Origin of the sequence: Pseudomonas onubensis, from assembly GCF_965653655.1 — a bacterium.
Taxonomy (GTDB): Bacteria; Pseudomonadota; Gammaproteobacteria; order Pseudomonadales; family Pseudomonadaceae; genus Aquipseudomonas.
Genome location: NZ_CBFHAZ010000003.1, coordinates 83627 through 105380, shown reverse-complemented (window position 1 = coordinate 105380; position 21754 = coordinate 83627). Strand labels below are relative to the sequence as shown.

Genomic DNA, 21754 nt, shown 5'->3' with positions numbered 1-21754 from the left:
CCCACTCTCTGATACGCAAAGGACGGATACGTGAGCGAAACAGCCTTGCCTAAAGATGAAACCCAACCCGCACTTGATGCGCCGGTTGAGTCACAGGTCGCCGCGCCACGCCGTGGCAATGGCCTGGCGGTTGTGGCCCTGTTGCTCGGTGCCGCAGGCGTCGCCGCTGGCGGTTGGGGGATCTGGCAGGTCCGTGCCCTGCAAGCCAGCAGCCAGCAACAGCTGGGCCAGGTGCAGACCCTTGATGATCAATCCCAATCCCTCAAACAAAGCCAACAACAACTGGCGGCGCGTCTGGCGCAGTTGCCTGCGGCGGACGAGCTTGAGGAGCGCCGCCGGCTGGTTGCCCAATTGCAGGGTGACCAGCAGCGCCTGAGCCAACGCCTTGAAACCGTGTTGGGCGCCAGTCGCCAGGACTGGCGCCTGGCCGAAGCCGAACACCTGATCCGCCTGGCCAGCTTGCGTCTCTCTGCCTTGCAGGACATCAACAGTGCCCAGTCGCTGGTCCAGGGTGCTGACGAAATTCTGCGCGAACAGAGTGACCCCGGCGCCTACGCCGCGCGTGAGCAGTTGGCCAAGAGCCTTGCCGCGCTGCGCAGCACCGAGCAGCCCGACCGCACCGGCTTGTACTTGCAGCTGGCCGCGCTGCGTGATCAGGTCGTAGCGCTTGCGGCTATCGCACCGGAGTATCAGCTCACCGAACCTGCGTCCGAAGGGCGCTCAAGCACCGATACGGAAAACCGCCTGAGCCAGTGGTGGGAGCAGATCTCTCGCTACTTCCGCATCGACTTCAACCCCGATGACAACATTCGTCCGTTGCTCGCCGGCCAAGGCCTGAATCAAGTGCGCCTGGCGTTGAGTCTGGCGCTGGAGCAAGCGCAGTGGGCCGCACTTAACGGCGAAACGGCGGTGTACAGCCGCTCGCTCGGTGAGGCGCGCAGCGTGCTGCAGGACAACTTCAACCAGGACAACCCGCAGAGCAAGGCGATGCTGGCGCGCATTGCCGAGCTTGAGCCCAAGGCTGTCTCGGTGGTGACGCCGGACCTGGCCACCAGCCTGGCCGCCGTCCAGGCCTACCTTGAGCGCCGCCATCTGTCTGCCGATGAAGCCAAGGCGTCGGCGGGCACGCCGGCGACCCAGGAGTAGAGCCGATGAAGCGTTTCTATGTGATCCTGGTGCTGGCGGTTGCGATCGCTCTGGCACTGGGCGTGGGTATTTCGAAACACACCGGCTACGTGCTGATTACCTATCCCCATCTGCTGCATTACGAGTCGAGCCTGTGGGCCACGCTGGTGGCGGTGTTTGCCGTTGTCCTGGTGATCTACCTGCTGCGTGTGCTGCTCAGTTTGCTCACCACTTCTGGTGGCGTGGTTAACCCGTGGTCGCGGCGTAACCGCAGCCGTCGTGTGCAGATAGCCATTGAGCAAGGCCAGATGGACCTCGCCGAAGGCCGCTGGGCCAGCGCCGAACGCCACCTGCACCGCGCGGCTGAAGCCGAGCGTCAGCCATTGTTGTACTACCTCGGCGCTGCACGGGCTGCCAACGAACAGGGCCGGTATGCAGAGTCTGACGGTTTGCTGGAGCGTGCTTTGGAACGCCAGCCGCAGGCGGAACTGGCTGTGGCCCTGAGTCATGCGCAACTGCAAATGGACCGTGGCGACACTGAAGGTGCGCTTGTCACGTTGCAGGCCATGTACGAGCGTCATCCGCATAACGCACAAGTGTTGCGCCAATTGCAACGTCTGCATCAGCAGCGGGGCGATTGGCCTTCGGTGATTCGCTTGTTGCCTGAACTGCGCAAGGACAAAGTGCTTCCCGCCTCCGAGCTGGCTGAGCTTGAGCGCCGTGCCTGGGGTGAAAACCTGGGGCTGGCGGTCGCGCGCGAAGAGCAGGGCGAAGCCGGGTTGCAGTCTTTGGAGCGAGCGTGGGAACAACTTACCTCCGCCCAGCGCCAAGAGCCGCAGCTGGTGTTGGCTTACGCTGAGCAACTGCGCCGGCTGGGGGCTGACGCCAAGGCCGAGGAAGTCCTGCGTGGCGCCATCAAGCGTGGCTATGACAGCCATCTGATCCGGCTGTACGGTTTGCTGCGAGGCAGTGACCCGGGCCGTCAGCTCAAATTCGCCGAGGGCTGGCTCAAGGACCATCCGGGGGATGCCAGCCTGTTGCTGACGCTAGGTCGCCTGTGTCTGCAAAACAGCCTGTGGGGCAAGGCGCGAGACTATCTGGAAAGCAGCCTGCAGGTGCAGCGTAATCCCGAAGCGTGTGCAGAGCTGGCACGCTTGCTGGCCCAGTTGGGCGATACCGAGCGCAGCAACCAGTTGTTCCAGGAAGGCCTTGGGCTTCTGGACAGCCGCTTGCTGGCATCACCGCTGCCGGTGCCTGCGCGAGTGTAAGAATGTAAGCAAGGTTGGCTCGGACACTTCTGAGGGCCAACCTTTCTTTATCGCGTAAAACCCGGGCACTAAAGCTCTGAGTAGCAAATTCCTACCGCCAACTGCTTGAAGTCATCCAGCTTCTGACGGCATATCCCTAGGCTGTTGCGGAATTGTCTGCTCTGGCGCGTATTGAAAGGAGTCAGGCCTTTACTCTACCGTAAGGGTCTATCTCTTGCGGTACGGATAACAATGTCTTTGGCCCCTTCACGCTCCCTGTTTCTCCTGGCCTTCCTGGCTGGTGCGCTGACGTTGGGTGCGTCTTTTTATCTTGAGTACGACGCGCTCTTGCGTCCCTGCTTCCTGTGCCAGGTACAGCGCATCTTTTTAGCCGTCTTCACGCTGATCAACCTGGCTGCGGCGATTCATAACCCAAAACGCTCAGGGGCCTACCTGTACGGATTGGCCAGCATGGGCAGCGCACTGCTCGGGGCCATCACCGCGGTACGCCAAGTGCTGCTACAAAATGCCGCGCCCGAGCAGGTCAACGAGTGCTGGCCCAGCCTTCACTACATGATTGAAAACCTGACGTTATGGCAAGCACTGCAACTGACGGTCAAGGGCACCGTGGACTGCGTGGAAATCAACTGGACACTGTTTGACCTGAGCTTGCCCGAATGGAGCTTGTTGTTCTTTTTGGCGATGCTGATTCTCGGCATCATGCAGTTTTCACGATTGTTGCCGGGTCGCCGTTTACACCCTGCGAGGTACTGAAAATTCGCTGAAATGTGTAGGACGGGATTAAACACTTGTATGAACTTTCTCTCCTGCGTACCTTGAAGCCATAGTCATGCGGGCATAATCTGGCCCGCACGCGTTATAGAAATCGTTTGTGACATGCGGCCTTGTCCGGCTGCCGCCTTAATGTTTGAGGTGTTGCGCGGGCACAGGCGGCAGCGCCCCTATAGGGAAGAGAGATAACCATGCTGGAAAGTTGTCAGAATGCTCAGGAACGCTGGGGTGGAGTGCACAGGCTGATCGACAGCTGGTTGAAAGCACGTCACGAACTGGTTCGAGCCTTTGATGCTCTTGGCGCCAAGCCCGAGGCACTGGCTGAGAATCGCGAACCGTTGCAGGATTTTTGCGCTGTCTTGGTGGACTACGTGTCAGCCGGCCATTTTGGTGTCTACGAGCAACTGACCAAAGAGGCGGAAGCTTTTGATGATCAGCGTGGTCTGGATCTGGCAGAGACGATCTACCCGCGCATTGATGTAATTACCGAGAAGCTGCTGGCCTTCACCGATCTATGTGATGCTGGTAATTGTGTTGCTGAAAAATTCAAAGAATTGGGCGCGCTGTTGCATGAGCGCTTCGAGTTGGAAGACTGTCTGATCGAAGTACTGCATAACGCTCACAAGGAAGAGGCAGCCGCCCAGGCTTGACCCTCGAAGTGAGATGAAAAAAACGGTGCGCATGGCGCACCGTTTTTTATTGGGTCAGTGGCGAGAGCCGAGCAATTCGATCTCGAATACCAGTGGCGTATACGGCGGTATCAACTCGCCCGCACCGTCGGCGCCATAGGCCTGAGCCGAGGGAATGACCAAGCGCCATTTCGCGCCTGCCGGCATCTGCTGCAGCGCGCTGCTCCAGCCGCTGATCACACTGTCCAGGCGAAACCATTGGGGCTGTGTGCTCTTGTCGAAAACGGTCCCATCGGGCAGCCGTCCTACGTAATTGACTTGCACCTCATCAGTCGCCAGCGGTTTGCTGCCGTTGCCGGGTGCCAGCTCGGTGAGCAGGATGCCATCTGCCAATTCACGCACGCCGTTGCCGGCTTTTTCCTTGGCTAAAAATTGCTGCTCGGCAGCCAGCGCTTTTTCGCTTTGTGGAACCTCTGCGTCGGCAGCGTTTTGTGCTTCGTGTTGGGCGAGGATCTGTTCGATGCGTGCATCATCCAGCGCCAATGGCTTGCCTTGGTAGGCTTGCTTGAGGCCATCGAGCAGGGCTTGGATCTGCAGGTCGGGCACCTGCTGGCGCAAGCGCTCGCCGAGGCTTGCGCCCAAACTGTAGGCAAGGTCGTGTGGGTCTGGGGCGGTGGTTTTGGACGGCGATTGTTCGCCTGCATTGGCGACGCTAATCGCCAAGCCCAGCACTAAAAAAAGATAACGCGACATGGTGCTTCTCCCACCGAAAGTGCGACGGATTATGCCAGTGTGAGTGGGTAAAAAGTGCCGCAGTTTTTTGTTATATCGATAAGAATTTACTCACGGTGCAACGCAAGGCAAACGATACTGTCAACATGCCCTAGCGGCGGTAAGAGCAGAGGGCTAGTATGAGCCGCACCCACGTCAGCCAGGAGGTAAACCATGTCGGCCAAACAGAAGCCTGTTAATACCCCGTTGCATTTACTCCAACAACTTTCGGGCAGCTTGCTCGAACATCTGGAAAGCGCCTGTTCCCAAGCGTTGGCCGATGCAGAAAAACTGCTCGCCAAACTGGAAAAACAACGCGGTAAAGCGCAAGAAAAGCTGCACAAATCCCGCACCAAACTGCAAGACGCCGCAACTGCCGGCAAAGCCAAGGCACAAGCCAAAGCCAAAGACGCCGTCAAAGAACTTGAGGACCTGCTGGACGCCCTCAAGGATCGCCAGGCTGAAACCCGCACCTACATTTCCCAACTCAAAAAAGATGCTCAGGAAAGCCTGAAACTGGCCCAGGGCGTTGGTCGAGTGAAAGAAGCTGTGGCTAAAGTATTGGGTGCACGTACACCGGCAAAAGCTGCTGCGTCGAAAGCTCCAGCCAAGGCTGCGGCCAAGCCAGCTGCTAAAACCGCTGCTGCAAAACCAGCTGCCAAGCCAGCTGTTAAAACCGCTGCTGCGAAACCAGCCGCCAAGCCAGCTGCTAAAACCGCTGCTGCAAAACCAGCCGCCAAGCCAGCTGCTAGAACTGCTGCTGCGAAACCAGCCGCCAAGCCAGCTGCTAAAACCGCTGCTGCGAAACCAGCCGCCAAGCCAGCTGCTAAAACCGTTGCTGCGAAACCAGCTGCCAAGCCAGCTGTTAAAACCGCTGCTGCGAAACCAGCCGCCAAGCCAGCTGCTAAAACCGCTGCTGCGAAACCAGCCGCCAAGCCAGCTGCTAAAACCGCTGCTGCGAAACCAGCCGCCAAGCCAGCTGTTAAAACCGCTGCTGCGAAACCAGCCGCCAAGCCAGCTGCTAAAACTGCTGCTGCAAAACCAGCCGCCAAGCCAGCTACTAAAACTGCTGCTGCCAAACCAGCTGCCAAGCCAGCGGCTAAACCTGCTGCTGCGAAGCCAGCTGCCAAGCCGGCTGCTAAACCTGCTGCTGCCAAACCAGCTGCTAAACCTGCTGCTGCGAAACCAGCGGTCAAGCCAGCGGCTAAACCCGCTGCTGCAAAGCCAGCTGTTGCCAAGCCTGCCCCGGCCAAGCCAGCAACTCCGGCAGCCGCGCCTGCTGCCCCGGCAGCGTCCAGCGCTCCAACCACATCGGCCAGCAGCACTCCTGCACCGGTAGCGCCAAGCACCACCCCAACCAGCGCTTCCTAAGTGCGGGTGGCCGCGACGCGCAGCTGCTGCAGCGCGTCGTGGTCAAGGTTGGCGGCTTCGGTCGCCAAGCCTTCCAGCCATTTCGGTTGACTCACTTCCCCAGTCGGCCATGCCTGCGCCAACGCTCCCAGGCGCGCTAGCAATTCCCGTTCGGCCTCCAACTCCAGAGCTTTGACTTGCTCGCGTAACGCCGCCAGAGGCGCATCCTGTTGCGCCATGGTTCGCCATTGCCTGCGCATCTGTCGCAACGGTTCGACCACCGCCTGCTGCCATGGCCGGGCAAGCTGCTGCAGGGCCTCAATGCGCCCAGGTTCAAGCGCCACACCGCGCCGCTCCAGCCACGCACCACACAGCAACAGACACACATCCGCACCGTGTTCCTGCAAGCGCAGGCAAGCGGTTTCGCACCCTGGGCGGGCGTAAATCGATAGGGCAAAGCTCCACAGGTCAGCGCACATATTCACACCCAAGCCAGCGGCCAACGAAGCTGGTAGACTCCGCCGCCATTATGATCCGACTTCAAAGCCTAACATTACAGCGTGGCCCGCAACGTCTTCTTGAAGACGCCGAGCTGACCCTGCACGCCGGTCACAAAGCCGGCCTGATCGGTGCCAACGGCGCCGGCAAATCCACGCTGTTCGCCCTGTTGCTGGGTGAGCTGACCCCGGATTCCGGGGACTGCTTGCTGCCGGCCGACTGGCGCATTGCCCATATGCGCCAGGAGATCGACACCCTCGACCGCATTGCGATCGACTACGTGCTCGATGGCGACCTGCGCCTGCGCCAGGTGCAACACGACCTGGCCGAGGCCGAGAAAGCCCAGGACGGCGCCGCCCAGGCCCGCCTGCACTCGGAGCTGGACAGTGCCGACGGCTACACCGCCGACGCCCGTGCTCGCAAGATGCTGGCCGGCCTTGGGTTTACCAACGAACAGATGGATCGCCCGGTCGCCGACTTCTCCGGTGGCTGGCGCATGCGCCTGAACCTGGCCCAGGCACTGATGTGCCCCTCGGACTTGTTGCTGCTCGACGAACCGACCAACCACTTGGACCTCGATGCGATCCTGTGGCTGGAAGACTTCCTCAAGAACTATCAGGGCACGTTGTTGCTGATTTCCCACGACCGGGACTTCCTCGACGCCGTGGTCGACAACATCGCCCACGTCGAACAGAAGAAAATCACCCTGTACCGTGGCGGCTACACTGCGTTCGAACGCGCCCGCGCCGAACGCCTGGCCCAGCAGCAACAAGCCTTTGAGAAGCAGCAGGCGCAACGTGCGCACATGGAAAGCTACATCGCCCGGTTCAAGGCCCAGGCCACCAAGGCCCGCCAGGCCCAGAGCCGGATCAAGGCGCTGGAGCGCATGGAAGAGCTGTCGGCCGCCCATGTCGATTCGCCGTTCGACTTTGTATTCCGTGAGTCGGTGAAGATCTCCAGCCCGTTGCTGGACCTCTCGGATGCGCGCCTGGGTTATGGCGACAAAACTATCCTGGAGAAGGTCAAGCTGCAGCTCACACCGGGTGCCCGTATCGGCTTGCTCGGCCCTAACGGCGCGGGCAAATCGACGCTGATCAAGAACCTTTCCGGCGAGCTTGAGCCTTTGGCCGGCCGCCTGACCCGTGGCGAGAACACGGTGGTGGGCTACTTCGCCCAGCATCAGTTGGATTCCCTGGACTCCAAGGCAAGCCCGTTGCTGCACCTGCAGCGTCTGGCGCCGACCGAGCGCGAGCAAACGTTGCGTGACTTCCTCGGCGGCTTCGACTTCCGTGGCGCACGCATCGATGAGCCGGTGCTGAATTTTTCGGGTGGTGAAAAAGCCCGTCTGGCCCTGGCATTGATTGCCTGGGACAGGCCGAACCTGCTACTGCTCGACGAACCGACCAACCACCTGGACCTGGAGATGCGCCTGGCGTTGACCATGGCCTTGCAGGAGTTCAGCGGTGCGGTGCTGGTGGTGTCTCACGATCGCCACTTGCTCAAGAGCACCACCGACAACTTCCTGCTGGTGGCTGACGGCAAAGTTGAAGAGTTCGACGGCGACCTGGATGACTACGCGCGCTGGCTGACCGATTACCGCCTGCGCAACGCGCCGGTGAGTAATACGCCGGTCAACCCCGACAAAACCGACAAGAAGGCCCAGCGCCAGGCAGCTGCCGCCCTGCGCCAGCAGTTGGCGCCGCACAAGCGTGAAGCCGACAAGCTGGAGGCCGAACTGGGTAAGGTGCATGAGCGCCTGGCCAAAATCGAAACCAGCCTGGGCGACAGCGCCGTCTACGAGGCGGCGCGCAAGGACGAACTGCGCGATCTGCTGGCCGAACAAGCCAAGCTCAAGGTGCGCGAAGGGCAGTTGGAGGAGAGCTGGATGGAAGCCCTCGAAGTGCTCGAGACCTTGCAAGCGGAGCTGGAGGCGCTGTCCTGATGGAAGCGTTGCAGTTGCCGCTGCCGGCACAATGGGTCGCGCCGATCTGGGTCGGCGTGCAGATCCTGCTGATCCTGCTGGCGGGTTATTTCGCCCAGCGCTTCGTGGCCAAGGGTTTGAATCGACTGGGTGAACGCTACCCGTTGCCACCGCAGTTGCTGATGCCACTGCGTGGCGGCCTGCGCTGGCTGATCATGGGCAGTGCGCTGATTTTTGTGCTGGAACGCCTGGGCGTGTCCGCCACCGTGTTGTGGACGGCGCTGTCGGGGTTCGTCGCAGTCGCAGCCGTGGCGTTTTTTGCCATGTGGTCGGTGCTGTCCAACCTGCTGTGTGCAATTTTGATCTTCACCGTTGGGCCGTTTCGCCTCGGAGATATCGTCGAGCTGGTGGATACCGTCGACAAGCCGGGTGTAAAAGGCCGCGTGGTGGCGATTAACTTGCTCTACACCACGCTGATCGAAGTGGCGGAGGCTGGCACTGACAGTGCGATGGTGCAGGTGCCCAACAGCCTGTTCTTCCAGCGCTCGGTGCGGCGTTGGCCAGGTACCCACGTGTTTCCAGGCGACCGCTAGCATCCACGTCGTGTAAAAATCTATAGCCAGTCTTCGGTCGGCGGAGTTAGCTTAAGCCTTACTCGCAAACTCCCTCCTGAGGTGTGTAATGGCACTCGACACATGGCTGGCCTTTTTCCTGGCCAGTTGGATCATTTCCCTTTCCCCCGGCGCCGGTGCCATCGCTTCGATGTCCAGCGGCCTGCAATACGGTTTCCTGCGCGGCTACTGGAACGCCATTGGCCTGCAATTGGGCCTGGCGATGCAGATCGCCGTTGTGGCTGGCGGCCTGGGTGCCATTCTTGCGGCGTCCTCTACCGCGTTTTATGCGATAAAGTGGTTTGGTGTGGCCTACCTGGTGTACCTGGCCATCAAACAGTGGCGCGCCCTGCCGATGGACATGAGCGAGGATGCGACGATACGCCCGATCGGCAAGCCAATGGCGATGATGTTCCGCGGTTTCCTGGTCAACGCCAGTAACCCCAAGGCCCTGGTGTTCATGCTGGCGGTTCTGCCACAGTTCGTGAATCCGCAGGCGCCGCTGCTGGTTCAGTACCTGATCCTGGGCGCAACCATGATCAGCGTCGATATGATCGTGATGGCGGGCTACACGGGGCTTGCGTCGAAAGTCTTGCGGCTGTTGCGCACGCCCAAGCAGCAAAAGCGCATGAACCGTACGTTTGCCGGCTTGTTTGTGGGGGCTGCGGGGTTTCTGGCCAGCTTGCATCGCGCAACGGCGTAACTGAATAAACCAAAATTGTGGGAGCGGGCTTGCTCGCGAATGCAGAGTATCAGTCAACAGATTCATTGACTGACCCACCGCATTCGCGAGCAAGCCCGCTCCCACATTTGGTTTGTGTTGCCAGTGAAATCGTATTTCAGCGCAGAATCTTCGGCGCTTCGTCTCTTGGCAGGTTATTGCGCAGTGTAGGCTTGCCCGGGTCTTCGTAGCCACCACCTAACTGTTCCGCCAGTTGGCGCGCCACATCCTCACCCAGTGCTTTCGACACTTCCCGCACCACACGCGGCCGGTTCAGGCTCACGCGCACGTCACGGTTGTTCACCAGCTTGGTGTCCTGGCCTTCACCCATGGCGGTAAACGCCGAAGTGATCTCGAAGGTGCGGGTGTTGATCAGGCTGAAATCGGCCACCAACGTCAGGCCCAGCACCGCCGAGTAGCTGTTGGTGTGGTCCAGGGCGTTGATGTCCTGGGTGAAGTCGATGTCTGACAGGGTGCCGAACAGCACATAGTCCGCGCCCTTGAAGTTACCGGCCTTGATGCGTTTGATCACATCATAGACGTCACCCTTGGCGTCGGCAGTGTAGGGCGTACCTTGCACCAGTTGAAACTGGTGCGACTTGAGGATCTCGCCCTTGATATCACCACTGAATTTACGCAGCTCTGCCTGTTCGATGTAGCTGGTGCGGCTCTCGTACTCGCTGTAGGTCGAGGCACCGCTGGCGTTGTAGGCACTGGCCTGGAAGTTGTTGCTGGCCGACACCGCGTGGATGTACTCCTCCACGCGCGCCTCGTAGGCCAGGTCGGTGACCGCGATCTTCGGGGCGGCCGAGGCGCCAAAGGCGCACAGCAGGCCGATCATGCCGATCCATGCACGCATTGCTTAGCGCTCCGTGGTCTTGCGGATTTCTTTCTCGTCCATCCATTCGGCCAGGCCGCTTTCAACGTCGATCAGTTGCAGGCTGAACTTGTAGAACACGTCCTTGTAGTCCGAACTGCGCTTGACGATGGAGCTGATGGAGCCTTCCAGGCGGTACTTGGCGGCAACCATGTTGCCGGTCTTGCTCACCGTGGATTTCTTGTACAGACCGCTCTGGTTTTGCAGCTTGAGCTGGTCGACCTGGCTTTGCATGTCGGTGTTATCGCTGGCGAAGCGCGCGGTGCCGGTTTTCATCAGCTGGGTCTTGATCGACGTGGTGATCTCGCGGGTATCGATGTACTCGCTGGTCTTGTTCTTCACGTCATACACCTGCACCACCGGGCGGCCTTGCAGGATGCCGGACTGGGCCAGTGAGCGGGTCATGCTCTCGGCGATCATCTGCAGGTCGGTGGAGCCGAACTCGTTGGTCACCAGTTCCACGGCCTTGGAGTCGCCGTAGCTGATGTTTTTGCCGCCGAGTACCGGCGAGGTGTTGGAGCAACCGCTGGCCAGAAGGGCAGCGATGGCGAGAATCGAGAAGCGTGCAAACATGGGGAAATCTCTCTGAATACGGTTAGCGCAACGGCTCAAGGGGTTTTCACTTCGAGGCGGAAGTCAGCGGCCTGGGGCAGGTTGGCGATGGCCGGCAGGAAAGTCGCCTGGTTGGCGTACAGGTTCAGCACTTTCCAGGTTTCTTCATCGCCCACCGGGAAGCCGTCGGCGCCCAGCCAGGCGAAGCGGTAATACATCATCTGGTTGCTGCTGGTGATGTTGCTCAACTGCACCTTGGCGGTCAGGAAGCCATTTTCGCGGGCCACGCGGATGGCGCCGACGGCGATGCCCTTGAACTTGCCCATCACCACGATTTTGCTGGCGGCGCTGCCGGGCTCCGGTGGCGGCGGGGTGGCGCAGCCGGCGAGCAGGATCAGCGCCAGGGCGCCGAGGATGAAATGACGCATAACGTGCTCCTTAAGGTTGTTTGAGGGCGATAGCCTGGGCAGAGGTGCTCGGCACCACATGGGCGGCAAGGCCACCGGCGAACACCTGGTTGCCGACCACCCGCAGGGTGATCACCTGATAGCGCTGGTCAGCCTTGACCGTCACCCGCGTGCCGCCCAGGGCATTGGGCAGGCTGACCTGGTGCTCGCCGTGCTTGAGGCGCAGGCGTGTCACTTGGGTCATGTCCGGCAGGGTGCGCCAGGTGCGGGTGTCGGCGCCTTCGGTCACGGCCGAGGCGATGCCCAGCACCAGGCCCGCCATGGGGTTGGTCTTGTTCAGGTTGTTCTGTGTCACGCCACGGCTGACCGCCCGCACGGTGGTGCGCAGGATGATCCCCGGCATGTCGTCACGCAGGGCGCGGCGGGACATGGCGGTGGTGCTGTTGAGCGCGGTGAGGTTCTGCTGCTTGCCGTCGACGCCGATCTGGCCGAAGGCCTGTGTGGAGGTGTCGGCCTTGATCACCGGGAACGACAGCGGGGTGATTACCAAATGGCCGTCAATCGGAATCGGCAGCGGCAGGCGGATCGAGTCTCGCGCCGGTGCCAGGCCACTCTGCACCACGATGAGTACATCGGTCTCGTCGGCGCCGACCTTGGACTTGTCCAGGTCCAGCAACGCCTGTTCCAGCAGCGGTGTGTTGGGGCGCAACTCGGCAGCCTTGCGATAGCCCGGTGCAGCCAGGTCTTTTTCACCCAGGGCTTCGTAGACAAAGCCTGCCAGGTAATGGCTGAACGCACTCTGGTAGCTGTTCTTCAGGCCAACCACTTCCGGCGCGTCCAGCGCTTCTACCGGGTAGCCGCGCAGGTCTTTGAACTGGGTAGTGACGCCCTGGCGCTCGGCTTCGTTTTCGCGCTTGAGGTATTCCTTGTCCCGCAGGTCGGCGATTACGGCTTCGCGCTCGTGGGTCTTCTTGATCTCGGTGCGGGCGCCGTCGAAATCATTCACGGCCAGCAGGTTCAGGGCCATCTGGGTGGTCAGCATGACTTTTTCGTAGTCATAACCTTCGTAGCGACGCACCTTGTCGTTGACCAGGAAACTGCCAAACTGGGCAAGGTACTTTTCGCTGTCGAACTTGACCGACTCTTCCCACTTGAACACTTGCAGGTCAGCGCTGCGCCAGGCGGTCTGGCTGCCGGTGAGGTCGCCTTTGGCGCGCAACAACTCGCCCTTTTCAAAAAAGTAGAGCAGGTCCTTGTCTTCGCCGGTGTTGTTCTTTTCCAGTAGGGTCAGGGCGCCGTCTACGTTGCCGGTGGCCAACTGCTGGTTGGTGGCTTGCAGCTCGGTATCGTAGCTGCGAAACATTGAACAACCGGAGAGCAAGGTAACCGCCGCGAGTGTCAGCGGGGTTAAGGCGCGAAATGCCATGCAAACTTCTTCCCTGAGAGTATTCAGCTGATGTGCAAATTCCTCATAAAAACGAGGAAATAAATTCCCTTTCGCAATAACAGGGCGCGGCATTATAGGCGCCATTACTGGCAAAACAATGGCTTTTTGCTGTGATGATTCGTGGTGAGGTGCCATTACTTGCCTCTTGAATGCGCGATTCTTCGATGCGCCAAATCACTAACGCCTTGAGTCAAGCCCGTTAAAATTCAACAATGTGTTACTTCGTATTTCCCTTTGAGATTCATTCATGATTGCCCCTTTCCGTTTTCTCGTCTGGCTGCTGCTTCCAGCGTTGATGTCGTGCAGCTTCAACCTGCTGGCCGCGACCGCCGAGGGCGCCCCACAAGCCCTGCATCTGCTGGACTATATTGGCGCTGACTACCCGCCGACGGTGGAGGCGGGGAAGGTTATCGATGAATCCGAATACCGCGAACAAATAGAGTTTCTCGGCGTGTTGCAGAGCCTGGTGGCTGAGCTGCCGCAGAGGCCGGAACGCGCCGAGTTGGTCAAGGGCGTCGACGAATTGTCAGCGGCTGTATCCGCTCAACAGGACGGCGCAGTCGTCGCCCGCCAAGCCCGCCAGTTGGGCGCCAAGTTGGCGGTGGCCTATGAAGTCAGCCAGGCTCCGGCCATTACGCCCGATCCCACGCGGGGCGCTCCGCTTTACGCCCAGCACTGCTCGGTGTGCCACGGTACAGCCGGTGCCGGCGATGGGCCTGCGTCTACGGGCATGACGCCGCCACCTGCCAACCTGCGCGACGCGACACGTCTGGACCGCCTGAGCCTCTACGCGATCTACAACACCCTCGGCCTGGGTGTTGAAGGCACCGACATGCCGTCCTTCGCTGACCAATTGGACGACCGCCAACGTTGGGACCTGGCCACCTACATTGCAGGTTTCACCGCTGACCCGGCCGCTGCCAAAAGCGAACAACCCTTCAACCTTGCCGACCTCGCACGCCAAACCCCCAACGAGGTGCTGGCAGCCAGTGGCCCAGCCGCTGCCGCGACGTTCCGCGCCCAGCGTGCGCAGCCGCCGCAGGTCAAGCGTGGCCCGGCGCAGTTGCTCGACTACACCGCGACCACGCTGGACAAGAGCCTGGCCGCGTTCCGCAACGGCGACCATGAACAGGCCTATGACCTTTCAGTCGCAGCGTACCTGGAAGGCTTCGAGCTGGTAGAAAGCTCCCTGGATAACGTCGACGCCAATGTGCGTAAAGACACCGAGAAAGCCTTGATGGCGTACCGGCAGTCGTTGCAGGACGGCCTGCCGGTCGAGCAGGTGCAACAGCGCCTGGACGTGGCCAAAGGCAAACTCACCGAATCCGCCGGATTGTTGGGCAGTGATGGCTTGAGCTGGTCGCTGAGCTACATCTCCGGTTTGCTGATCCTGCTGCGCGAAGGTCTTGAGGCGATCCTGGTACTCGCGGCGATCCTGGCGTTCCTGCGTAACACCGGCCAGCAATCGGCGGTGCGCAGTGTCAACGTCGGTTGGGGCTTGGCGCTGCTGGCCGGCTTGGCGACCTGGGCCTTGGCGGCGTATGTGATTGACGTGAGCGGCGCCCAGCGCGAATTGCTTGAAGGCTGCACGGCGTTGTTCGCCAGTGTGATGGTGCTGTGGTTGGGGGTGTGGATGCACGACCGACGCCACGCGGCGGCCTGGCAGGATTACATCAAGAGCAGCCTGGTCGGCGGCGGGGGGCGTTTCGGTTTTGCGATGCTGGCGTTTTTCTCGGTCTATCGCGAGCTGTTCGAGGTGATCCTGTTCTACGAAACCCTGTGGCTGCAAGCGGGCCCTGCCGGGCACAACGCGGTACTGGCCGGCGGCGCCACGGCGTTGGTGCTGCTGGTAGGTTTGGCGTGGGTGATTCTGCGCGGTTCGGCGAAACTGCCGCTGGCGTTGTTCTTCGGCATCAACGCGGCGCTGCTGTGCGCGTTGTCGGTGGTGTTCGCCGGGCATGGCGTCAAGGCCTTGCAGGAAGCGGGCATCTTCGGCACACGGCCGGTGGCGTTCTTTGACTTCGACTGGCTGGGCATTCATGCCGATGCGTACTCGTTGAGTGCGCAGGCTGTGGCGATCCTGGCGATTGTGGTGCTTTACGGCCGCAGTCGTCTGGCCGAGAAGCGTCGAGTGGTGGCATAAGCATGCGTGTGTGGATCGATGCAGACGCCTGCCCGCGGGCGGCCAAGGATCAAGTGGTGAAGTTCGCCCTCAAGCGCCAGTTCGACGTGGTGCTGGTGGCGGGCCAGAGCCAGATCAAGCCGAGCTTTGCCTGTGTGAAGCTGATCGTGGTGCCCAGTGGCCCGGACGCGGCGGATGACTATTTGGTGGAGCACGCCGTGCCCGGTGAGTTGGTGATCTGCAGCGATGTGCCGTTGGCCGACCGCTTGGTGAAGAAGGGCGTCACGGCCCTCGACCCGCGTGGCAAGGAATTCAGCCCGGCGAACATGAGTGAGCGGCTGGCGGTGCGCAACCTGTTCACCGACCTGCGTGAGCAGGGCCAGATGGGCGGCGGCCCGCCGCCCCATGGGGAAAAGGACAAGCAGGTGTTTGCCAACGCGCTGGATCGTATCCTCACGCGTCTGATGAAAGCGGGTTAATCATTTTCGTGGGTCAGTTCCAGCACTCGATCCACCAGCTTGTTGATCCCTGATGCGACCTCGCTGATGCGCTTGCCGAGCATGTAGGCAGGTGTGGTCACCAGTTTGCGGGCCTTGTCCTCGACGATGTCCTCGACAGCGCACTCCTGATGAGTGGCGCCCATTTTGTCCAGGGCGGCCGCCGTGTCGGGGCAGTTGCCGATGGTGCAGGTCACGCCGGGGCCGTAGATTTTTGCCGCCAGGGCCGGTGAGATGCAGATCAACCCCACGGGCTTGCCGGCTTCGGCAAAGGCTTCAGCCAGTTCCAGCACCTGCGGGTTAACGCTGCAGCCCGCGCCTTGCACGGCAAAGTTCGAGAGGTTCTTGGCTGCGCCAAACCCGCCAGGCACGATCAGTGCGTCGAACTCGTCGGCGTTGGCTTCACGAATGTCCTTCACCTCACCTCGAGCGATGCGCGCCGACTCCACCAGCACATTGCGTGACTCGGGCATCTCTTCACCGGTGAGGTGGTTGATCACGTGCAGCTGCGCGATATCTGGCGCAAAACATTGGACCTGAGCGCCGCGCTGATCCAGGCGCAGCAGCGTGATCACGCTTTCATGGATCTCTGCGCCGTCGTACACGCCGCAGCCGGAAAGGATCACTGCAATCTTTTTGCTCATGGGCATCTCTCCTGTTTTTGTGGCGTTAAATGTCTACTAATTTGTCACCTGTTGCCAATGGGATCTCCTGCCGCTACACCTAATCTTGATGTAACAAAAAAACATCGGACTAGCCCATGGACTTCGTGCCTTACGCGGTACCGTTTTTCATTGCCCTGATCGTGGTCGAGCTGCTGGCCGATCGCTGGCGCGGCGAACGCAATTATCGGGTGGCGGACGCCATCAACAGCCTCAGCACCGGCGTGCTGTCCACCACCACGGGGTTGTTGACCAAAGGCGTGGGTCTGCTGACCTACGCGTTTGCCCTCAAGCACCTGGCGCTGATCGAGCTGCCCGCCCAGAGCGTATGGACCTGGGTGTTCGCCTTTGTGTTCTACGACTTCTGCTACTACTGGCTGCACCGCTGCGGCCATGAGCGCAACATCTTGTGGGCCGCGCATTCGGTGCATCACCAGAGCGAGGACTACAACCTCACCACCGCCCTGCGCCAGACCAGCACCGGCTTTCTGCTGAGCTGGATTTTCTACCTGCCCCTGGCGGTGCTGGGTGTGCCGTTGGTGGTGTTTATCAGCGTGGCCTCGCTCAATCTTCTGTATCAATTCTGGGTGCATACCCGCCATGTGCCCAAGCTTGGCTGGTTCGAGTGGTTTTTTGTTACGCCGTCCAACCATCGGGCCCACCATGCGCAAAACGCTCTCTACATGGATCGCAACTACGGCGGGGTGTTCATTATTTGGGACCGCCTGTTCGGCAGCTTTCAGGAAGAAGACGAAAACGAACCGGTGATCTTTGGCGTGACCACGCCGCTGGCCAGTTGGAACCCGCTATGGGCCAACCTGCAGTTTTATGCACAGTTGTGGAGTGACGCGCGGCGCACTGAGAGCTGGTGGGACAAGCTGCGTATCTGGTTCATGCGCACCGGCTGGCGCCCGGCGGACGTGAAGGCCAAGTACCCGATGGCCAAGCCCGACTTGAGCCAGTTTCGCAAATTCGAGGTGCCGCTGGACGCGCGCCAGCAGGTTTACATCGCCCTGCAATTTGCAGCGTACGTAGGCTTTGGCAGTTACCTGATGAATTTCGGCGAAGGGCTGCCCACCGCCGCGCTGGTGCTGGGCTGGAGTGCGATGGCGCTGGGGCTGTTTACCTTGGGCGTAGCCCTGGAGAACCGGCCGTGGGCGCTGAAAGCCGAGCTGGTGCGCCTGGGGATGAATGTGCCGCTGGTGTGGCTGGCGCCGTTGGTCGGCTTGTGGCCGGCCAGCAGCCTGGGCTGGCTTGGCCTGGTGAGTTACAGCTTGCTCAGTGCGATCGGCCTCTACTGTTGCAGAAGCCGGCTTACTCGACTGGCGTCTTAGGCGTTGGCTCCGGGGCCGGCTCGGCAGCCAGCCGGGCCTTGGCCGCAGCACAGGCTTCGCGGGCGATACGCGCATTCTTGAAGCGACGGCGCAACCACAGGCCAAAACCCAGCAACAGCAACGCGCCCAGTACCCACAGCTCGTACTTTTTGACGCTGCCGAGCATGCCTTCCAGCACCGCACCGAAGTGGTAGGCCGCCGCGCCCAAGGCCGCGGCCCAGATGGCGGCGCCGATGCCGTTGAGGATCAAGTAGCGGGCCGGCGGGTAGCCCGACAGGCCAATCGCCACCGGCATCACGGTGCGCAATCCATACACGAAGCGGAAGCTCAGCACCCAGATATCCGGGTGCTTGCGGATATGTTCCAGGGCCTTGTCGCCCATCAATTGCCAACGCGGCTTACGCGCCAGCAGCTTGCGCCCGTGTTTGCGCCCCAGGAAATACCACAGCTGGTCGCCGGCATAGCTGCCAAAAAAGGCAACGACCACCACCAGGTTGATATCCATGTAGCCACGGAACGCCAGGAAGCCTGCGAGAACCAAAATGGTTTCGCCTTCAAAGAAGGTGCCCAGGAAAAGCGCAAAGTAGCCGAAGTCATGCAGAAATTGTTGAAGCATGGTCTGGGGTGCTGGCGAAATGAACGCGCAGCCTACGCCTTCGTGAACATTCATGAAAGTATCGAGATGTGTCACGAAGTGAACAATTCCTACATAAACGACGAATGCGACTACAGGTCGCATCGATAAGCACAACTGTCATTCCTTCGTCATAATGGCCGCTTATAACTGCAACGCTCGCCCGTAAACGCGGGCTCAGGAGTCTGTCGTGAGCTTTACCCCTGCCAATCGCCTGTTCCCCGCCACCCGTCTGCGACGCAATCGCCGTGATGATTTTTCTCGCCGCCTTGTACGTGAAAACGTACTGACGACGAATGATCTGATCCTGCCGGTGTTTGTGCTGGACGGCGAAAATCGTCGGGAAGCCGTGGCATCGATGCCGGGCGTGGAGCGCTTGACCATTGATTTGCTGCTTGAAGAGGCAGCCGGTTGGGTTGAACTGGGGATTCCCGCATTGGCACTGTTCCCGGTGACACCGGCCGAGCTCAAGTCCCTCGACGCCGCCGAAGCCTGGAACCCGGAAGGCATCGCCCAGCGTGCTACCCGAGCCTTGCGTGCGCGTTTCCCGGAACTGGGCGTAATCACCGACGTGGCGCTGGACCCGTTCACCACCCACGGCCAGGATGGCATTCTCGACGAAGACGGCTACGTTCAGAACGACATCACCGTCGATGCGCTGGTCAAGCAAGCCTTGTCCCATGCCGCAGCAGGCGCCCAGGTGGTGGCACCGTCGGACATGATGGACGGCCGCATCCAGGCGATCCGCGAAGCCCTCGAGCTGGCCGGCCACGTCAACGTGCGCATCATGGCCTACTCGGCCAAATACGCCAGCGCCTATTACGGCCCGTTCCGCGATGCGGTGGGCTCGGCGTTGAACCTGGGCAAGGCCAACAAGGCCTCGTACCAGATGGACCCGGCCAACAGCCATGAAGCCCTGCACGAAGTGGCGGCTGACCTGGCCGAAGGCGCCGACATGGTGATGGTCAAGCCTGGGATGCCGTATCTGGACATCCTTTATCGGGTCAAAGAGGAATTCAAGGTGCCGACCTTTGTCTATCAGGTCAGCGGTGAATACGCCATGCACATGGCCGCGATCCAGAATGGTTGGTTGAGTGAAGGGGTGATCCTCGAATCCCTGACTGCCTTTAAACGTGCGGGTGCTGATGGCATTCTGACCTACTTCGCCGCCCGCGCTGCCCAATTGCTTAGAGAGCAACAATAGCCCTCACAGGAACACTCGATGAATACCGAAGGACTCTCCGAAGTTGCTGTAAAAGACGCTCACCCGGTGGTTGAACAAGTCACCGAAACCCCACCGGAGCTGGAGCCGGCCGCACCTGCCGTGGTGGCTGAAGCGCCCGCGCCGGCCCCGGTGGCGGCGGTGACCAACCTGGATGACAGCAGCCTGTACATCCACCGTGAGCTGTCACAACTGCAATTCAACATCCGCGTGCTCGAGCAGGCGCTGGATGAGTCCTACCCGCTGCTGGAGCGGCTGAAATTCCTGCTGATCTTCTCCAGCAACCTGGACGAGTTCTTCGAGATCCGCGTTGCCGGCCTCAAAAAGCAAATCACCTTTGCCCGCGAACAAGCCGGTGCCGACGGCCTGCAGCCGCATCAGGCCCTGGCACGCATCAGCGAGCTGGTACACGGCCATGTGGACCGCCAATACGCGATCCTCAACGACATCCTGTTGCCGGAACTGGAAAAACATCAGGTTCGCTTCATCCGTCGCCGCCACTGGACCACCAAGATCAAGACCTGGGTGCGCCGTTACTTCCGTGACGAGATATCGCCGATCATCACCCCGATCGGCCTCGACCCGACGCACCCGTTCCCCTTGCTGGTGAACAAAAGCCTCAACTTTATCGTCGAGCTGGAAGGCATCGATGCTTTCGGTCGCGATTCGGGCCTGGCGATCATCCCGGCGCCGCGTCTGTTGCCACGGATCATCAAGGTACCGGAAGAAGTAGGGGGCGCTGGCGATAACTATGTATTCCTCTCGTCGATGATCCACGCGCACGCCGATGACCTGTTCCAGGGCATGAAGGTCAAGGGCTGCTACCAGTTCCGCCTGACCCGGAACGCCGACCTGGCGCTGGACTCCGAAGACGTCGAAGACTTGGCCCGTGCCCTGCGCGGCGAGCTGTTCTCGCGCCGTTACGGCGACGCGGTGCGCCTGGAAGTGGCCGACACCTGCCCCAAACACCTGTCGGACTACTTGCTCAAGCAGTTCAACCTGGCCGAGTCCGAGCTGTACCAGGTCAATGGCCCGGTGAACCTGACGCGTCTGTTCAGCATCACCGGCCTGGACAGCCACCCGGAACTGCAATACACGCCGTTCACGCCGCAGATCCCGAAATTGCTGCAAAACAGCGAGAACATTTTCAGCGTGGTGAGCAAGCAGGACATTCTGCTGCTGCACCCGTTCGAGTCGTTCACGCCAGTGGTCGACCTGCTGCGCCAGGCCGCCAAAGACCCGCATGTATTGGCTGTGCGCCAGACCCTGTACCGTTCCGGCGCCAACTCGGAAATCGTCGATGCGCTGGTAGACGCCGCGCGTAACGGCAAGGAAGTCACGGCGGTGATCGAACTGCGTGCGCGCTTCGACGAAGAGTCCAACCTGCAACTGGCCAGCCGTCTGCAAGCGGCCGGTGCAGTGGTGATCTATGGCGTGGTGGGCTTCAAGACCCACGCCAAAATGATGCTGATCCTGCGCCGCGAAGCCGGTGAAATCGTGCGTTACGCCCACTTGGGCACCGGTAACTATCACGCCGGCAACGCCAAGCTCTACACCGACTACAGCTTGCTTACCTCTGACGACGCTTTGTGTGAGGACGTCGGCAAGTTGTTCAGCCAGTTGATCGGCATGGGCAAGACCTTGCGCATGAAGAAGCTGCTGCACGCGCCGTTCACGCTCAAGAAGGGCATGCTCGACATGATTGCCCGCGAAACCCAGTTCGCCCTCGACGGCAAGCCGGCGCACATCATCGCCAAGTTCAACTCGCTGACCGATCCGAAGATCATCCGCGCGTTGTACAAGGCCAGCCAGTCCGGTGTGCGCATCGACCTGGTGGTGCGTGGCATGTGCTGCCTGCGCCCGGGCATTGTGGGTGTGTCGCATAACATCCATGTGCGCTCGATCATCGGCCGCTTCCTGGAGCATACGCGGGTGTTCTACTTCCTCAATGGCGGCGAAGAGCAGATGTTCCTCTCCAGTGCCGACTGGATGGAGCGCAACCTCGACAAGCGTGTAGAGACCTGCTTCCCGGTGGAAGGCAAGAAGCTGATCATGCGGGTCAAGAAGGAGCTGGAAAGCTACCTCACCGACAACACCCACAGTTGGAGCCTGCAATCGGACGGGCGCTACGTGCGCAATACGCCGACCGGCAACCAGAACCCGCGCAGTGCGCAGGCGACGCTGCTGGAGAAGCTGGGTAGCCCGATTCTTGCGGTGAATTAAGCAAGGTATACGCGGGCCCATGTGGGAGCGGGCTTGCTGTGGCGAGGGAGCTTGCTCCCGTTGACTGCGCAGCAGTCTCCGGCTTTTTGGGGGCGCTACGCACCCCAGCGCA

Annotated in this window: 21 protein-coding genes; 13 read left to right on the top strand and 8 right to left on the bottom strand. The window is 60.7% G+C overall.

Annotated features, from left to right (window positions below):
- Positions 1 to 30: 30 nt before the first annotated feature.
- The 4 genes from ACTD9P_RS02225 to rsd all read left to right on the top strand — a co-directional run bounded on the left by ACTD9P_RS02225 (position 31) and on the right by rsd (position 3814).
- Positions 31 to 1146 carry a uroporphyrinogen-III C-methyltransferase gene (locus ACTD9P_RS02225; protein ID WP_438866500.1) on the top strand — a complete coding sequence of 372 codons (1116 nt, stop codon included), beginning with the start codon at positions 31 to 33 and terminating at the stop codon, positions 1144 to 1146.
- Between the two features lie 5 nt (positions 1147 to 1151).
- The gene (locus ACTD9P_RS02220) at positions 1152 to 2393 is read left to right on the top strand and encodes a heme biosynthesis protein HemY (protein ID WP_438866499.1); all 1242 of its coding nucleotides are present in this window, start codon (positions 1152 to 1154) and stop codon (positions 2391 to 2393) included.
- Between the two features lie 231 nt (positions 2394 to 2624).
- Entirely contained in the window at positions 2625 to 3146 is a 522-nt protein-coding gene (locus tag ACTD9P_RS02215) for a disulfide bond formation protein B (RefSeq protein ID WP_438866498.1), read from the top strand.
- Between the two features lie 209 nt (positions 3147 to 3355).
- A complete protein-coding gene (gene rsd / locus ACTD9P_RS02210) occupies positions 3356 to 3814 on the top strand; it encodes a sigma D regulator (protein ID WP_438866497.1) in 459 nt (152 codons plus the stop codon).
- Positions 3815 to 3868: 54 nt separating this feature from the next.
- On the opposite strand, the gene ACTD9P_RS02205 is transcribed toward rsd, so the two are convergent.
- Positions 3869 to 4546, bottom strand: a complete 678-nt coding sequence (locus ACTD9P_RS02205; protein WP_438866496.1) for an FKBP-type peptidyl-prolyl cis-trans isomerase — start codon at positions 4544 to 4546, stop codon at positions 3869 to 3871.
- A gap of 192 nt (positions 4547 to 4738) precedes the next feature.
- Between ACTD9P_RS02205 and ACTD9P_RS02200 the strand changes: the two genes are divergently transcribed.
- Positions 4739 to 5935, top strand: coding sequence for an AlgP family protein (locus tag ACTD9P_RS02200; protein ID WP_438866495.1), 1197 nt, complete (start codon positions 4739 to 4741; stop codon positions 5933 to 5935).
- Here the strand turns inward: ACTD9P_RS02200 and ACTD9P_RS02195 are convergent.
- Positions 5932 to 6393, bottom strand: coding sequence for a TIGR02444 family protein (locus tag ACTD9P_RS02195; RefSeq protein WP_438866494.1), 462 nt, complete (start codon positions 6391 to 6393; stop codon positions 5932 to 5934). The genes ACTD9P_RS02200 and ACTD9P_RS02195 overlap by 4 nt on opposite strands.
- A gap of 50 nt (positions 6394 to 6443) precedes the next feature.
- Between ACTD9P_RS02195 and ACTD9P_RS02190 the strand changes: the two genes are divergently transcribed.
- The 3 genes from ACTD9P_RS02190 (at position 6444) to ACTD9P_RS02180 (ending at position 9647) form a co-directional block, all read left to right on the top strand.
- Complete coding sequence (locus tag ACTD9P_RS02190; RefSeq protein WP_438866493.1) at positions 6444 to 8354, top strand: ATP-binding cassette domain-containing protein; 1911 nt, start codon at positions 6444 to 6446, stop codon at positions 8352 to 8354.
- Positions 8354 to 8926 (top strand): mechanosensitive ion channel family protein, encoded by a 573-nt coding sequence (locus ACTD9P_RS02185; RefSeq protein WP_138813352.1) that lies wholly within the window; start codon positions 8354 to 8356, stop codon positions 8924 to 8926. Before ACTD9P_RS02190 ends, ACTD9P_RS02185 begins: the two co-directional genes overlap by 1 nt.
- Before the next feature lie 88 nt (positions 8927 to 9014).
- Positions 9015 to 9647, top strand: coding sequence for a LysE family transporter (locus ACTD9P_RS02180; RefSeq protein ID WP_017135232.1), 633 nt, complete (start codon positions 9015 to 9017; stop codon positions 9645 to 9647).
- Between the two features lie 136 nt (positions 9648 to 9783).
- Here the strand turns inward: ACTD9P_RS02180 and ACTD9P_RS02175 are convergent, their stop codons facing one another.
- Genes ACTD9P_RS02175 through ACTD9P_RS02160 form a run of 4 tightly spaced genes read right to left on the bottom strand, consistent with a single transcriptional unit; the run spans position 9784 to position 12927 of the window.
- On the bottom strand, positions 9784 to 10524 hold the full coding sequence (locus tag ACTD9P_RS02175) for a penicillin-binding protein activator LpoB (RefSeq protein ID WP_438866492.1): 741 nt from the start codon (positions 10522 to 10524) through the stop codon (positions 9784 to 9786).
- Positions 10525 to 10527: 3 nt separating this feature from the next.
- Positions 10528 to 11115: a penicillin-binding protein activator LpoB gene (gene lpoB, locus ACTD9P_RS02170; protein WP_438866491.1), complete on the bottom strand. Its 588-nt coding sequence runs from the start codon at positions 11113 to 11115 to the stop codon at positions 10528 to 10530.
- Positions 11116 to 11150: 35 nt separating this feature from the next.
- On the bottom strand, positions 11151 to 11522 hold the full coding sequence (locus tag ACTD9P_RS02165; RefSeq protein ID WP_003214024.1) for a YcfL family putative periplasmic lipoprotein: 372 nt from the start codon (positions 11520 to 11522) through the stop codon (positions 11151 to 11153).
- Positions 11523 to 11532: 10 nt separating this feature from the next.
- Complete coding sequence (locus ACTD9P_RS02160) at positions 11533 to 12927, bottom strand: COG3014 family protein (RefSeq protein ID WP_438866490.1); 1395 nt, start codon at positions 12925 to 12927, stop codon at positions 11533 to 11535.
- Positions 12928 to 13195: 268 nt separating this feature from the next.
- On the opposite strand from ACTD9P_RS02160, the gene ACTD9P_RS02155 reads away from it, so the two are divergent.
- Both ACTD9P_RS02155 and ACTD9P_RS02150 read left to right on the top strand, forming a co-directional pair.
- Positions 13196 to 15091: an FTR1 family protein gene (locus tag ACTD9P_RS02155; protein ID WP_438866489.1), complete on the top strand. Its 1896-nt coding sequence runs from the start codon at positions 13196 to 13198 to the stop codon at positions 15089 to 15091.
- 2 nt (positions 15092 to 15093) lie between these two features.
- Complete coding sequence (locus tag ACTD9P_RS02150; protein ID WP_438866488.1) at positions 15094 to 15549, top strand: YaiI/YqxD family protein; 456 nt, start codon at positions 15094 to 15096, stop codon at positions 15547 to 15549.
- Here the strand turns inward: ACTD9P_RS02150 and elbB are convergent.
- A complete protein-coding gene (elbB, locus tag ACTD9P_RS02145) occupies positions 15546 to 16211 on the bottom strand; it encodes an isoprenoid biosynthesis glyoxalase ElbB (protein ID WP_438866487.1) in 666 nt (221 codons plus the stop codon). The two genes, ACTD9P_RS02150 and elbB, sit on opposite strands and share 4 nt — an antisense overlap.
- 116 nt (positions 16212 to 16327) lie before the next feature.
- Between elbB and ACTD9P_RS02140 the strand changes: the two genes are divergently transcribed.
- The gene (locus ACTD9P_RS02140) at positions 16328 to 17563 is read left to right on the top strand and encodes a sterol desaturase family protein (RefSeq protein WP_438866486.1); all 1236 of its coding nucleotides are present in this window, start codon (positions 16328 to 16330) and stop codon (positions 17561 to 17563) included.
- On the opposite strand, the gene ACTD9P_RS02135 is transcribed toward ACTD9P_RS02140, so the two are convergent.
- Entirely contained in the window at positions 17544 to 18179 is a 636-nt protein-coding gene (locus ACTD9P_RS02135) for a DedA family protein (RefSeq protein WP_138813360.1), read from the bottom strand. The genes ACTD9P_RS02140 and ACTD9P_RS02135 overlap by 20 nt on opposite strands.
- 208 nt (positions 18180 to 18387) lie before the next feature.
- Between ACTD9P_RS02135 and hemB the strand changes: the two genes are divergently transcribed.
- Entirely contained in the window at positions 18388 to 19401 is a 1014-nt protein-coding gene (gene hemB / locus ACTD9P_RS02130; protein ID WP_200433087.1) for a porphobilinogen synthase, read from the top strand.
- A gap of 18 nt (positions 19402 to 19419) precedes the next feature.
- Complete coding sequence (ppk1, locus tag ACTD9P_RS02125; RefSeq protein WP_138813362.1) at positions 19420 to 21642, top strand: polyphosphate kinase 1; 2223 nt, start codon at positions 19420 to 19422, stop codon at positions 21640 to 21642.
- Positions 21643 to 21754 lie beyond the last annotated feature (112 nt).